General features: G+C 67.0%; 13 protein-coding genes. 6 read left to right on the forward strand and 7 right to left on the reverse strand.

Annotation, left to right across the window (positions count from 1 at the left end):
* Positions 1-39: 39 nt before the first annotated feature.
* The 5 genes from pheS to infC form a co-directional block, all read right to left on the reverse strand.
* Positions 40-1,071: a phenylalanine--tRNA ligase subunit alpha gene (pheS, locus tag IDF66_RS00065; RefSeq protein WP_190266217.1), complete on the reverse strand. Its 1,032-nt coding sequence runs from the start codon at positions 1,069-1,071 to the stop codon at positions 40-42.
* Positions 1,072-1,253: 182 nt separating this feature from the next.
* Positions 1,254-2,069 (reverse strand): TrmH family RNA methyltransferase, encoded by an 816-nt coding sequence (locus tag IDF66_RS00070; protein WP_190265327.1) that lies wholly within the window; start codon positions 2,067-2,069, stop codon positions 1,254-1,256.
* Positions 2,070-2,103: 34 nt separating this feature from the next.
* On the reverse strand, positions 2,104-2,484 hold the full coding sequence (gene rplT, locus IDF66_RS00075; protein ID WP_164309435.1) for a 50S ribosomal protein L20: 381 nt from the start codon (positions 2,482-2,484) through the stop codon (positions 2,104-2,106).
* Positions 2,485-2,559: 75 nt separating this feature from the next.
* Positions 2,560-2,754: a 50S ribosomal protein L35 gene (rpmI, locus tag IDF66_RS00080; protein WP_161058883.1), complete on the reverse strand. Its 195-nt coding sequence runs from the start codon at positions 2,752-2,754 to the stop codon at positions 2,560-2,562.
* A gap of 107 nt (positions 2,755-2,861) precedes the next feature.
* Entirely contained in the window at positions 2,862-3,521 is a 660-nt protein-coding gene (infC, locus tag IDF66_RS00085; protein ID WP_164309508.1) for a translation initiation factor IF-3, read from the reverse strand.
* 236 nt (positions 3,522-3,757) lie between these two features.
* On the opposite strand from infC, the gene IDF66_RS00090 reads away from it, so the two are divergent.
* Both IDF66_RS00090 and IDF66_RS00095 read left to right on the forward strand, forming a co-directional pair.
* On the forward strand, positions 3,758-4,183 hold the full coding sequence (locus IDF66_RS00090) for a DUF1844 domain-containing protein (protein ID WP_190265328.1): 426 nt from the start codon (positions 3,758-3,760) through the stop codon (positions 4,181-4,183).
* 82 nt (positions 4,184-4,265) lie between these two features.
* Positions 4,266-4,622 carry a PspA domain-containing protein gene (locus tag IDF66_RS00095; RefSeq protein WP_190265329.1) on the forward strand — a complete coding sequence of 119 codons (357 nt, stop codon included), beginning with the start codon at positions 4,266-4,268 and terminating at the stop codon, positions 4,620-4,622.
* A gap of 19 nt (positions 4,623-4,641) precedes the next feature.
* Here the strand turns inward: IDF66_RS00095 and uvrA are convergent, their stop codons facing one another.
* Complete coding sequence (uvrA, locus tag IDF66_RS00100; protein ID WP_190265330.1) at positions 4,642-7,524, reverse strand: excinuclease ABC subunit UvrA; 2,883 nt, start codon at positions 7,522-7,524, stop codon at positions 4,642-4,644.
* Between the two features lie 271 nt (positions 7,525-7,795).
* On the opposite strand from uvrA, the gene IDF66_RS00105 reads away from it, so the two are divergent.
* From IDF66_RS00105 to IDF66_RS00120, 4 genes are all read left to right on the forward strand, one after another.
* Complete coding sequence (locus IDF66_RS00105; protein ID WP_190265331.1) at positions 7,796-8,479, forward strand: MBL fold metallo-hydrolase; 684 nt, start codon at positions 7,796-7,798, stop codon at positions 8,477-8,479.
* Positions 8,480-8,609: 130 nt separating this feature from the next.
* Positions 8,610-9,740: a DoxX family protein gene (locus IDF66_RS00110; protein WP_190265332.1), complete on the forward strand. Its 1,131-nt coding sequence runs from the start codon at positions 8,610-8,612 to the stop codon at positions 9,738-9,740.
* A 176-nt stretch (positions 9,741-9,916) separates the two neighbouring features.
* Positions 9,917-10,465 (forward strand): hypothetical protein, encoded by a 549-nt coding sequence (locus IDF66_RS00115; RefSeq protein WP_190265333.1) that lies wholly within the window; start codon positions 9,917-9,919, stop codon positions 10,463-10,465.
* Complete coding sequence (locus IDF66_RS00120; protein WP_190265334.1) at positions 10,462-12,780, forward strand: HelD family protein; 2,319 nt, start codon at positions 10,462-10,464, stop codon at positions 12,778-12,780. The genes IDF66_RS00115 and IDF66_RS00120 overlap by 4 nt, the downstream gene beginning before the upstream one ends.
* Positions 12,781-12,823: 43 nt before the next feature.
* On the opposite strand, the gene IDF66_RS00125 is transcribed toward IDF66_RS00120, so the two are convergent.
* The gene (locus IDF66_RS00125) at positions 12,824-13,267 is read right to left on the reverse strand and encodes a universal stress protein (protein ID WP_164309441.1); all 444 of its coding nucleotides are present in this window, start codon (positions 13,265-13,267) and stop codon (positions 12,824-12,826) included.
* Between the last annotated feature and the right edge of the window lie 88 nt (positions 13,268-13,355).

A 13,355-nucleotide genomic window follows, 5' to 3' on the forward strand; every position in this document is an offset into this window, starting at 1 on the left:
GATATGGAGTTGCCGGTGGTCGGGCTCGGTGACGGTCGATCAGACCGCCGGGCCGAACGGGACGGTGAAACGGATGTCCCCTTCGACCATGTCACGCATGTCGGAGATGTCGTTGCGGAACTGCAGGGTTCGTTCGAGGCCCATCCCGAAGGCGAAGCCCGAGTACACGTCTGGGTCGATTCCACTGGCGCGCAACACATTCGGGTTGACCATGCCGCAGCCACCCCACTCGACCCAGCCGGCTCCACCCTTCTTGCCGGGGAACCAGACGTCCACCTCGGCCGACGGCTCGGTGAACGGGAAGTAGCTCGGCCGCATCCGGGTGGTCGTCTCCGGACCGAACAGCGCCCGCGCGAAGACCTCCAAGGTGCCGCGCAGATTCGCCAGCGTCAGGCCCTTGTCGACGGCCAGTCCCTCGATCTGATGAAAGACCGGCGTGTGGGTGGCGTCGAGCTCGTCGGTGCGGAACGTCCGCCCGGGGCATGCGACGTAGATCGGTACGTCGCGACTCAGCATGGACCGCACCTGCACCGGAGATGTATGCGTCCGCAGCACCTGTCGCGACCCTTCGGGTGCGATGTAGAAGGTGTCCTGCATCGAACGAGCGGGATGGTCTGGCAGGAAGTTGAGCGCATCGAAGTTGTGGTGCTCGGTCTCCACCTCCGGCCCCTCGGCGACCTCCCAACCCATCCCGATGAACACATCGGCGACCTGTTCGGCGATCACCGTGATCGGGTGCCGCGCGCCGACGCGTCGTCGCCCGCTGGGCAACGTGACGTCGACGGCCTCCGCCACCAGTACGGCCGCATCCCGTTCGGCCTGCAGCGTCGCCGTCCGGAGGTCGAATGCCGCGGTGACCCGCCCGCGGACCTCGTTGACCGTCTTTCCGGCGGCCGAACGCTGGTCTTTCGGGATCGCGCCAAGCGCCCGCCGAGCGAGAGCGATCGGAGACCGATCGCCGAGGTGCGCCGTCTTGGCGTGTGCGAGTTCGTCGAGGTCTGCGGCCGCCTCGAACGCGGCGACGGCCGCCGCGGCTGCGGCGTCGAGTTCGTGCGGTTCGGGGAACCGCATCTCCTGGGCGTCGTCGGCAGGGCTGGCCACGGTCGGCGATCTCCTCGGTCGGTCGAAAATGTCGGATCTCGGGTGACCATGCTTCGTCCGGACACCCGAGCTACCAGCCTAGACGACCAACGACTCGCGCTGAGGCGCAGGTGGGCGCTGCTATCGCGTCGGCCGGCCGCCCTGTCGGGCGGTCATCGCCCGTCGCCTGCCGGACCCGATGCGCGGACACGTGCACTCGCGTACAGACAGATGGCCGCCGCGGCCGCCAGGTTGAGGCTCTCGGCGCGGCCACGGATGGGGATCGACACCCGATGGTCCGCGCGTCCGGCCACCGCGTCGTCGAGGCCGTGCGCCTCGTTGCCGAACATCCAGGCGCACCGTCCGGCAAGGACGTCGTCGGCGTCGTCGAGGGACAGCTCACCGTCGGCCGCGGTCGCCAGCACGCTGATGCCTGCGGCCCGGATGGTGGCCAGACCCGCTGCAACCTCCCGCTCGCGCACGATCGGCACATGGAACACGCTGCCCGCCGAGGAGCGCACACATTTCCCGTTGTGCGGATCCACCGAGTCGCCGAGCAGGATCACCGCCTCGGCGCCCATCGCATCGGCACACCGGATGAGGGTGCCGAGGTTTCCGGGCTCACGCGGCTCCACCGCGACGGCCAGCAGGCCCGGTGACATGTCCAACACGTCCTGGAGCGATCGATCGAGCAGCGCGGAGATCGCGAACACGCCGGGAGCGGTGGTGGCCTCGGTCAGCTTGGCCACCGCCCGCTCGGACAGGATCTCGACGGGGAGGCCACTCGTGCGTGCAGAGTCGACGAGAGCAGCGAACCGCTCGATATCGCCCTCGCGCACCAGGATTCGCTGAGCCCGTCGGGTCGCGAGTGCTGATTCGACGGCGTTGGCCCCTTCCACGAGGAACCGTCCCTCGGAGCGCCGGACCGACGTGCGATGGAGTTTTGCATACGACACGACCCGTGATGATCGTTCGGAGAGAACTTCCATCACGGGTCGTGGGATGTCGTCAGACGCGCCGTTGTCAGGCAGCGGGCGCGTTCACATCGTCCGGCAGCGCCTTGCGCGCGACCTCGACGAGACCGGTGAAGGCCTCCGGGTCGGTGACGGCGATGTCGGCGAGCACCTTGCGGTCGACCTCGACACCGGCGGCCTTCAGGCCCTGGATGAAGCGGTTGTAGGTGATGTCGTTGGCGCGGGCGGCAGCGTTGATACGCGCGATCCACAGCTTGCGGAACTCACCCTTGCGGGCGCGACGGTCCCGGTAGGCGTAGGTCATCGAGTGGAGCTGCTGCTCCTTCGCCTTGCGGTACAGACGCGAACGCTGTCCGCGGTAACCCTTGGAAGCCTCCAGGGTCGAACGACGCTTCTTCTGGGCGTTCACCGCCCTTTTCACGCGTGCCATGTCTCAAATCCTTTGTTCGTCAGATGTCTGGTGGGTCCCCGGCCTCCGGCGGCGGGGCGCAGTCTTCGGTCGGCGTCAGCGGTTGAGGAGCCGCTTGATACGCGGGGTGTCGTTCTCGCTCACGACGGCGATCCCGTCGAGACGGCGAGTACGGCGCGAGGACTTGTGCTCCAGGAGGTGGCGACGGTTGGCCTTCTGGCGAACGATCTTGCCGCTGCCGGTCACCTTGAATCGCTTTGCGGTGCCTTTGTGGGTCTTGCTCTTCGGCATGTTCTTCCTTCGTTCGAGCGAGCGGAAGCCCACCCGTGGTGACCGGGTGGTTCTCGCGCGCTGATGGTCAGTACTCAGTGGCGGACGGTGTTACCCATCCCCCTTCGCTATTGGTTGGTCTCGGCGTCTTGCGCGGCGGCGTCGGGGCGCGGTCCACGGTCGCGGCCCTGCTGGGCCTTCTGCCGGGTCTTCGCACCCTTGTGCGGCGCCAGCACCATCGTCATGTTCCGGCCGTCCTGCTTGGCCGAGGTCTCGATGAAGCCGTAGTCGGCGACGTCGTTGCCCAGGCGCTGCAGAAGTCGGTAGCCCAGTTCGGGGCGCGACTGCTCGCGACCGCGGAACATGATGGTGACCTTCACCTTGGACCCGGCCTCGAGGAACCGTACGACGTGACCCTTCTTGGTCTCGTAGTCGTGGTCGTCGATCTTCGGGCGGAGCTTCTGCTCCTTGACGACGGTCATCTGCTGGTTGCGACGCGATTCGCGCTGCTTCTGCGCGGCTTCGTACTTGAACTTGCCGTAGTCCATGATCTTGCACACGGGCGGCCGTGCGTCGGGGGCGACCTCGACCAGGTCCAGGTCGGCCTCGATGGCCAGGCGAAGCGCATCTTCAACACGCACGATGCCCACCTGCTCCGAGTTCGGTCCGACGAGTCGGACCTCAGGGACGCGGATGCGCTCGTTGATGCGGGTCTCAGTGCTGATGGGGCCTCCTAGATCAGTGTTCTCTGGTGACCGCGGCCCAGGATCGCTGGGATGCGCAAGCAGGTGGCTCTCCAGCAGAAGAGCCCCGCGACGCTGATGGCGTCCGCAGGGCTCCGTTACCGACCGGTTCTCCGACGCACTCGTCGGACCGACGAATCTGCGCTGCGCAATGCGGCGAGACCTCGGTATGAACCGGACCGTACAACTGCGGGTGAAACCGCGTCGTGACGGTGGGAGCGGAACTCCACTTGCGACCCCGGCGCTAACCGGGGCGGTCGTGCTATGGGAGTCTAACAGCCATGACCGAGAACTCCTATTCGTCACCTGCACAGATGCCCGGTGGGGGCGCCGCTGACAGTGGCGAGGGAATCATCGGTTCGGAGCAGACCGATATCGACAACGTCCGCGACCTCGCCGATATTCCGGCGATCGAGGTGGTCACCAAGGCGATCGTGCTGCTCATGAGCGCGGCCGCCGAGAAGCTGGGCCTGGCCGAGGGAGCCGACGAGGACGCCGTCGACCTTGATGAGGCGCGACGGCTCATCACCTCGCTGGCCGGCCTCGTGCAGGCCTCCACCGAATATCTCGGCATCCATGCTGCCCCGATCCGCGACGGCCTCAAGGGCCTTCAGCTGGCGTTCCGTGAGGCGAGCGCTCATCCGGACGCGCCGGGTGAGGGTCCGGGCGAGAAGTACACCGGGCCGGTCCGCGGCAAGAGTCGCTGACCGCCCTCCGCCTCCCTTGGACCCGGGTGCGCACCCTGCAGAGTCCATCTCGCCGGCCGCGACAGCGAACTACGCTGGCGGTATGACATCACCCGACGACGCGTCCAGCGCCGACCAGCACCACCGCGCCGGTTCCTCGCCGGACGATCCGGAAGCGTCGGCCACGTCCGCCGACGTCGTCGACGCGGAAATCGTCTCCCCCACCGGAACACCGGTCCCGTTCCCGCCCCTACCCGATCCCGACTACACCGACCAGGGCGTACCGACCTTCGACTTCGTCCGCGACAAGATCGAGAACCGGGTCACCACGGCGATCGGCTCCGAGGAGCTCGCAGAGGCCTCACCCGAGGGGCAACAGGTCGACGAGATGATGCGCAAGCGCGACGAGGCCGCCAAGAAGAAGCTCGACGAGATCCGCAAGTCGATGGGCAAGGGCTGACGCCCCCCTCCGAGCCGACTCAGCCCGCCGAGGCCACATCCTCGTCGAGCTCGAGGATGTCGGCCAGGAACTTCCCGGTGTGACTCTCCGGCACCGCCGCGATGTCTTCGGGTGTTCCCTCGGCCACCACGGTGCCGCCGCCCGTACCCCCCTCGGGACCCATGTCGATCACCCAGTCCGCCGTCTTGATGACGTCGAGGTTGTGCTCGATGACGATGACGGTGTTGCCCTTGTCGACCAGGCCGCTGATGACGCCGAGCAGCTTCTTGATGTCCTCGAAGTGCAAGCCGGTGGTCGGCTCGTCGAGGATGTAGGCCGTCCGACCGGTCGAACGCTTCTGGAGTTCGGCGGCCAGTTTCACGCGCTGCGCCTCGCCGCCGGAGAGCGTCGGCGCCGGCTGGCCGAGTCGCACGTACCCGAGCCCGACGTCGACCAGCGTCTTCAGGTAGCGATGGATCGACGTGACCGGCTCGAAGAACTCTGCGGCCTCCTCGATCGGCATGTCGAGGACCTCGGAGATGGTCTTGCCCTTGTAATGGACCTCGAGCGTCTCGCGGTTGTACCGCGCCCCGTGACAGACCTCGCACGGCACGTAGACGTCGGGGAGGAAGTTCATCTCGATCTTGATCGTGCCTTCACCGGTGCACGCCTCGCAGCGCCCGCCCTTGACGTTGAAGGAGAACCGGCCCGGCTGATAGCCGCGCACCTTCGCCTCGGTGGTCGCGGCGAACAACGTCCGGATCTTGTCGAAGACGCCGGTGTACGTCGCCGGATTGGACCGCGGTGTGCGGCCGATCGGCGACTGGTCGACCTGGACGAGCTTGTCGAGGTGATCGAGACCCTTCACGCGCGTGTGCCGACCGGGCACCTGTCGCGCACCGTTGAGCTTGTTGGCCAACACGGTTGCGAGGATGTCGTTGACGAGCGTCGACTTCCCCGAGCCGGACACGCCGGTGATGGCGGTGAGCACGCCGAGCGGGAACGGCACGTCGATCCCGCGCAGGTTGTGCTCCCGCGCACCGACGACGGTGAGTTGCTTGCGCCGGGAGATGGGCCGTCGGATCGGCGGCACCGGCAGCGTGTCCCGGCCGGACAGGTAGGCGCCGGTGAGCGACCGGCGGTTGCGGAGCAGATCCTTGTAGCTGCCGCTGTGCACCACCTCGCCCCCGTGCTCGCCGGCACGTGGTCCGATGTCGACGATCCAATCCGCCGAGCGGATGGTGTCCTCATCGTGCTCGACGACGATCAGGGTGTTCCCGAGATCCCGCAGGCGCGTGAGGGTTTCGATGAGGCGCCGATTGTCGCGCTGATGGAGCCCGATCGACGGCTCGTCGAGGACGTAGAGCACGCCGGCGAGGCCGGAGCCGATCTGAGTCGCCAACCGAATACGCTGCGCCTCACCGCCGGACAACGAGCCCGCCGCGCGCGACAACGACAGGTACTCGAGCCCGACGTCGAGCAGGAATGTGATGCGGGCCTGAACCTCTTTGAGAACCCGTCCGGCGATGGCCTGCTGGCGCGCATCGAGTTCCAGGCCGTTGAGGTACTCCGCGCATTCCGACACCGACAACGCACACACCTCCGCGATCGACTTCGGGCCGAAGGTCGGATGGTCGAGGGTGACGGAGAGGATCTCGGGCCGCAGGCGCGCGCCCTGACAGGCCGGGCACGGCACGTCGCGCATGTACCCCTCGTACCGCTCCTTCATCTGCTCGGACTCGGTCTGATCCATGCGTCGGGCCAGGAACGACAGCACACCTTCGAATTCGGTGTAGTACGAGCGAGTTCGCCCGTACCGATTCCGGAACTTCACATGGACCTGATGGTCGCTGCCGTTGAGGATGGCGTTGCGCGCCTTGGCGGGCAGTTTCCGCCACGGGGTGTCGACGTCGAAGCCCATCTGATCGGCGAGGCCACCCATCAGGCGCAGGAAGTAGTCCGCGTTGTGCCCGCCCGACCACGGGGCGATGGCACCGTCGGCCAATGAGAGGTCGGGGTCGGGTACCACCAGTTCCTCGTCGACCTCTTTGCGGATGCCGAGACCGTCGCACTCCGGGCATGCACCGTAGGGCGAGTTGAACGAGAACGACCGCGGTTCGAGATCGTCGATGGCGATCGGGTGCCCATTCGGGCACGCCATACGTTCGGAGAACCGACGTTCCCGGTGCGCATCGGACTCGTCGAGGTCGACGAAGTCGAGTACCACGATGCCGTCGGCGAGGCGCAGCGCCGTCTCGACGGAATCGGTCAGACGCTGTTTGGCGCTCGCCTTGACCGCGAGGCGGTCCACGACGACCTCGATGTCGTGCTTCTCCTGCTTCTTCAGCTTCGGCGGATCGGTCAGCTGGTGAACGGTGCCGTCGACCCGCGCACGGGAGAAACCCTGGGTCTGCAGCTCGGCGAAGAGGTCGACGAACTCGCCCTTGCGGGTACGTACCACCGGGGCGAGTACCTGGAACCGCACGCCCTGATCCATCTCGAGGACCTGGTCGACGATCTGCTGCGGAGTCTGCTTGGCGATCAGCGCGCCGCACTCCGGGCAATGGGCCCGGCCGGCGCGGGCGTAGAGCAGTCGGAGGTAGTCGTAGACCTCGGTGATCGTGCCGACCGTGGATCGCGGATTGCGGTTGGTCGACTTCTGGTCGATGGAGACGGCAGGCGAGAGTCCCTCGATGAAGTCCACGTCGGGCTTGTCCATCTGACCGAGGAACTGACGCGCGTATGCCGACAACGACTCGACGTAGCGGCGCTGCCCCTCGGCGAAGATCGTGTCGAACGCGAGCGACGACTTCCCCGATCCCGACAGCCCGGTGAACACGATGAGGCTGTCCCGGGGGAGATCCACGTCGATACCGCGCAGGTTGTGTTCACGGGCGCCGCGGACGATGAGACGGTCAACCACTTGGAGTCCTCATTCGTTGCTGACCCGGCGTTCGCTCGGGTGCTGGTGTGTGAGCCGGCTGGACGCGATCCAGGCCGTGGCCAGACCGCACCGCGCATACCCTAACGACGACCACCGACAAGATCGGAGGGCTCGGCCGGCCTCCCGTTGCTGGAGAGATCTCGACGAAGGGCATGTTCGATGGTCAGTCGACCAATGCTCCACGATACTCTCGCCGATCGACCGGCGATCTCCGTCGCCCGGCCCGTCGCCGTGGCATAACCTGGCGGCCATGAGCCCCCAGGACGTTTCCCTCAACGACACCTACACCGGCGATCTCTCGGAGTCCCCTCGGCCGCAACGACGGACACTCGGGTCGGCGACGATCGTGAAGATGTCCGTCGGGCCGATGGACAACAACGTCTACGTGATCACCTCCACGACGACCGGTGACCAGCTGATCATCGACGCCGCCAACGATGCCGACCGCATCCTCGAGGTGGTCCGGTCGCTGCCGGGCACCCCGACGCTGATCTTCACCACACATCAGCATTTCGACCACTGGCAGGCCCTGACCGAGGTGGCCCGCGAGCTCGGTGTGCCAACGGCTGCCGGGCGCCTGGACGCCCACGAGCTGCCCATCGCTCCGGATCGGCTGATCGACGACGGCGACACCATCGTGGTGGGCGACCTCACCTTCGACGCGATCCACCTCGTCGGCCACACCCCCGGCTCGATCGCGCTCGCGTACACCGACGACGACGGCGTGCACATCTTCACCGGCGACTGTCTCTTCCCGGGCGGCGTCGGCAAGACCTGGGAGCCCGGCCACTTCGACACCTTGATCGACGATGTGTCCGCGAAGGTCTTCGATCGCTACCCGGATTCGACCGTCGTCTATCCCGGACACGGCAAGGACACCACACTGGGCGCCGAGCGCCCGTCGCTGCCCGAATGGCGCCGGCGCGGCTGGTGACCGAGCGGCGCGCGGATACCGCCGGGCGCCTGCGTGCCTGCGATCGTTGTCCGAGCCCGGTAGCCTCGATGAGGTTCACCACTCAAGACGCGGGGGTGGACATCCGAGCTCTGTCACGAGGAGGCCGTCAATGTTGATCCGCCGAATTGCCCGACCCATGCTGGCCACCGTGTTCGTTGCCTCCGGCATCGACGCGCTACGCAATCCTCAGCCCAGGGCCGACATGTCGCGCGATCTCGTCGACAAATCGGTTCAGGCCCTCCCGAACAGCGTCACCGACAACGTCCCGACCGAGCCGGAGATCCTCGTGCGCGTCAACGGCGCGATCCAGATCGGCGGAGGAGTTCTGCTGGCGACGGGCAAGTTCCCGCGGATCGCCGCGTTGGGTCTGGCCGGTTCACTGGTCCCAACAACGCTGGCCGGACACGCCTTCTGGGAGGAGACCGACCCCGACGTCCGCGCTCGGCAGCGCACCCAGTTCTACAAGAACGTGAGCCTGCTCGGCGGACTGCTGATCGCAGCCGTCGACACCGAGGGCAAGCCCTCACTCGCGTGGCGAGGTCGCCGGAAGGCCGGTGAGGCGAGCCAGGCGATCACCGCTGCGCTGCCGATCGGTGTCGCAGCATCGGAATCGACCTGGGGCACGCTCCGTGAACGCTCCGCGGAGGGCGCCCACGTGCTCGGCGAGCGCTCCGCCGAGGCCGCCGAGGTCATCAAACATCGCGCGCCCGAGATCGCCGAGGCGGCTCGTGACCGTTCTGTCGAGGCCGCCGAGATCATCAAGCACCGTGCGCCCGAGATCGCCGAGGCGGCTCGTGACCGTTCTGTCGAGGCCGCCGAGATCATCAAGCACCGTGCGCCCGAGATCGCCGAGGCGGCTCGTGACCGTTCTGTCGAGGCCGCCGAGATCATCCGGCAGCGTGCACCAGAGCTCGCCGGCGAAGCCCAGAAGCGCTCCGCGGACTTCGCCGAGGTTGCCCAGAAGCGTTCGGACAAGGCCGCGAAGGTCGCACAGAAGCGCTCCGAGAAAACCGCCAAGAAGCTGCAGAAGCGTGCCGACAAGGCCGCCGAGCGCATCATCGACCGTGCACCCGAGTTGGCCGAGGCCATTCGCGAGAAGTCCTCCGACGCCGCACAGGCCGTCAAGAGCCGTGCACCCGGGCTCGCGGATCAGGCCTCCGCACTGGCGACCACGGCGAAGGACAAGGCAAGCGAAGGCGCAGACGAGGGCCGGCGGCGCTGGCGAGAGGCCCGCTCATAGACCCGCTTCCCGACCCCCGCCACCCGAGCGGGCCGAGCACCGACACCAGGACGGCATTCCCCGCCCATGGTTATCCGTGGGCGACGCCCGACGACGTCGACGATGAACTCCTCGAGCCGGATTCGCTCGCCGGCCGTGAACTCGTCGTCGCCGTCGGGTCCAACGCGTCACCCGTCGTGCTACGCACGAAACTCGCCGCGCTGATCCGCGACGTGAACCCGCCAATGGTCCGCCTGACTGTTTCCGATCTCGCCGTCGGGCACTCCGCGCACGTCTCCGCACACGGATACATCCCCGCGGCGCCGTATTTCTCCCCCGGGGCACAGTTGCACACCGTCGGCGCATGGCTCACCGACGACGAGACCACTGTCCTCGACCACACCGAACCGAATTACGATCGTATGATGCTTTCCACCGCCGACCACCCGGTCGTTGCGGCAACCGTTGTCCCAAAGACGTTCTCGCTCTACGTGTCCCGGCACGGCGTTCTCGGTGACCCTCGGACCGCGAGTCCTCTTCCGCTGGGCTCGCAGGGCGACGTCGTCGAATGGCTCGGCGCCCGCCTGGCACATCCGGCATTGGGCGGACCCACAGACGCCGTGTGCCGCCGGCTGGCAGAGCCTGCGGTCGGCGCGCGGATCACCACCTCGTTCCGGTCGGCGGACCTGGCCCGCGACGCCGGATTGGCGTCGACCCGATCTCGCGAAGGCATGGCCCGACGGTGAGTTCGACAGACACGGAACACCCTGAGACCGACGTGGACTCGCGGATCACCGAAGAACAGGCCCACCTCGACCAGGTCTATGGGCGACTCGATCGGATGCGCGCCAACACGCAGCGACGCCTCTCCTCGACGTTGCGCGAGAAGGGCGGTACTCCGCAGGCGCGCTCCGAACGCGAGTCGTACGAACGGCTCTACACCGACGATCTCGCCAAGTTCGATGCCGCCGAACACAATCTGTACTTCGGCAGACTCGATCTCGACGACGGTGAGATCCGCCGGATCGGCCGGATCGGCGTGCTCGACGACGACGACACGGACACCACGCTGCTTCTCGATTGGCGCGCCCCCCTGTCACGTCCGTTCTACCTGGCCACGCCCGCCGCACCGGAGGACGTCGACCGACGCCGGCATGTCCGGACCCGGAGCAGGCGGGTGCGGGCGGTCAACGACGAGTACCTGACTCTCGGCGACGCCTCGCCCGACGACGTCGGGCACGGGGACGTGGTCAACGAGACCGCTCTGGTCGCCGCGCTGAACGCCGCGCGCACCGGCGAGATGACCGACATCGTCGAGACGATTCAGCGCGAGCAGGATCTGATCATCCGGTCCCCACATCGCGGGGTCACCGTGATCCAGGGTGGACCCGGTACCGGGAAGACGGCCGTGGCTCTGCACCGGGCCGCATACCTGCTGTACACTCACCGGGACATCTTGTCGCGCAGTGGCATTCTGATCATCGGCCCCAACGACGACTTCCTGACCTACATCGGCCAGGTTCTCCCGTCACTCGGTGAGTCGGGCGTGCTGCTGTCCACCATCGGCGATCTCTATCCCGGCGTCCACGCGACAGCGACCGAGACCCGCCACGCCGCAGCCGTGAAGGGCGACCCCCGCATGGTGGATCTGCTGAAACGTGCCGTGCGTGCCCGGCAGTCGCTGCCACCCAAGCCTGTTCCGGTGGACTTCGACACCTATCAGGTGATGATCGACTCCCCACTGATCAAGGCGGCCCGAGCAAAGGCACGGAGTTCGCGGCGCGCACACAATCTTGCGCAACCGGTCTTCCTCCGCGCCGCGCTGGACGGATTGGCCCAGGCCCATGCGCGCGCGATCGGCTCGAGTCTGCTCGATGGGTCCCAGTTGCTCAGCGGTGCCGACATCGCCGACATCCGCGACGAGATGGGCCAGGATCCCGAGATCCGGAGAGCACTCCTACGCTATTGGCCGTCGTTGACGCCGCAAGCGATGTTGCGCGAACTCCTCGCCGACCCCGCCGCGATACGGAAGGCATCACCCGGCTGGTCCGACGAGGATCGCAATGCTCTGCATCGCAGGTCCCCCCGGCCGCGGACCGACGGCGGTGATCTCACCCCCGCAGATGTGCCACTGCTCGACGAACTCGCGGAGTTGATCGGCTACGGCACCGACGATGCCGAGCGGGCCGAACGTGAACGCTGGCGCCGTCAGCTCGCCGACGCCCAGGACGCACTGGACATCCTCACCGGCTCCGCGCCGCAGGATCTCGAGGACGAGCTCGATCCGGAGATCCTGATGGCCTATGACCTGATCGATGCCGAGCAGCTGGCCGCCCGCCAGACCGAGACGCAGCGGCTGACGACCGCCGAACGCGCGCACGGTGACCGGAATTGGGCCTTCGGGCATGTCATCGTGGACGAGGCACAGGAGTTGTCGGCGATGGCGTGGCGAATGGTGATGCGCCGCATACCGAACCGGCGGATGACGATCATCGGTGACACCGCCCAGACCGGAGATCTGGCCGGCACGCGGTCGTGGGGTGATGTGCTGTCACCGTATGTCGCGGACCGCTGGCATCTGCGTGAACTGACCGTCAACTACCGGACACCGGCAGAGATCATGACCTATGCGACACGCATGCTCGCGCAGATCAGTCCGACGCAGTCCCCGCCGACATCGCTGCGGAGCAACGGGATCGAACCGGTCGCGATCCACACCGACGTCGCCAAGCGTGCACAGATCGCCGTCGAGGCGGCGAGGCGTCCCGAACTCGCCGGTGTCACCGCGGTGATCGTGCCCGCGCGGCTCCACGACGAAGTGGTGGCCGAGACGAGCGACATCGATTCGCCACCACGAGTTCTCACCGTGGGCGCATGCAAGGGCCTCGAGTTCGACAACATCGTCGTGGTCGAACCCTCGGCGATCATCGCCGATTCCCCACGCGGCTACTCGGATCTCTATGTGGCACTGACCCGGGCGACGCAGCGGCTGACAGTGGTCCACGCCACCGATCTACCCGCGGAGCTACGCGACGTGACGAACGCCCCCGACACCTGGTGACGGTGTCGAGGGCGTTCGGTTGTCGGTGATCGCGCGGTAATCGCTACGTCGTGTGCACGATCAGCACGTCGCAGGCGGACTTTCGTGCGACATCGGCCGGAACCGAGCCGAGCAGCCGCCCGGCGATCGAGTTCAAGCCGCGGTTTCCGACGACCAGCAGATCCGCGTTGACGTCGGCGACCAGCTGCAGCAAAGCGTCGACCGGCGCTCCCTTGACCGAACGGGAGTCGATGTTGCCTGCGCCCGCGATGGTCGCACGCTCCTTGGCCGTGCGCAGGATCTCTTCGGTCGGCGACGATCCGGTGATCTGGTACGCCTCGTCCTTCAGGACATCGGCCGCGCCGCCCGCTCCACGATCGTTCGGAAAGTAGGCGCACGCGATGACCAGCGACGCCGACTCACCTGCCAGCGCCCCCGCACGATCGACAGCCCTCAACGACGACTCAGAGCCATCGGTGCCCACGACGACCGTCTTGTATGCGCTCATCCCAACCTCCACGAGTCAGTCTGCCCCGCAGTCACGAGGCAGGTGTCATCCCCACACTGTAGAACCCCTGACCCGGCAGAGTAGTTGG

Origin of the sequence: Gordonia hankookensis, from assembly GCF_014673215.1 — a bacterium.
GTDB classification, from domain to species: domain Bacteria; phylum Actinomycetota; class Actinomycetes; order Mycobacteriales; family Mycobacteriaceae; genus Gordonia; species Gordonia hankookensis.

What these genes read in the sequence shown, in the direction of transcription:
- IDF66_RS00070 (WP_190265327.1), bottom strand. Translation starts at nt 2,069, where the DNA reads ATGGAAGTTCTCTCCGAACGATCATCACGGGTCGTGTCGTATGCAAAA.
- IDF66_RS00095 (WP_190265329.1), top strand. Translation starts at nt 4,266, where the DNA reads ATGACATCACCCGACGACGCGTCCAGCGCCGACCAGCACCACCGCGCC.
- pheS (WP_190266217.1), bottom strand. Translation starts at nt 1,071, where the DNA reads ATGCGGTTCCCCGAACCGCACGAACTCGACGCCGCAGCCGCGGCGGCC.
- IDF66_RS00090 (WP_190265328.1), top strand. Translation starts at nt 3,758, where the DNA reads ATGACCGAGAACTCCTATTCGTCACCTGCACAGATGCCCGGTGGGGGC.
- rplT (WP_164309435.1), bottom strand. Translation starts at nt 2,484, where the DNA reads ATGGCACGCGTGAAAAGGGCGGTGAACGCCCAGAAGAAGCGTCGTTCG.
- rpmI (WP_161058883.1), bottom strand. Translation starts at nt 2,754, where the DNA reads ATGCCGAAGAGCAAGACCCACAAAGGCACCGCAAAGCGATTCAAGGTG.
- IDF66_RS00125 (WP_164309441.1), bottom strand. Translation starts at nt 13,267, where the DNA reads ATGAGCGCATACAAGACGGTCGTCGTGGGCACCGATGGCTCTGAGTCG.
- IDF66_RS00105 (WP_190265331.1), top strand. Translation starts at nt 7,796, where the DNA reads ATGAGCCCCCAGGACGTTTCCCTCAACGACACCTACACCGGCGATCTC.
- IDF66_RS00110 (WP_190265332.1), top strand. Translation starts at nt 8,610, where the DNA reads ATGTTGATCCGCCGAATTGCCCGACCCATGCTGGCCACCGTGTTCGTT.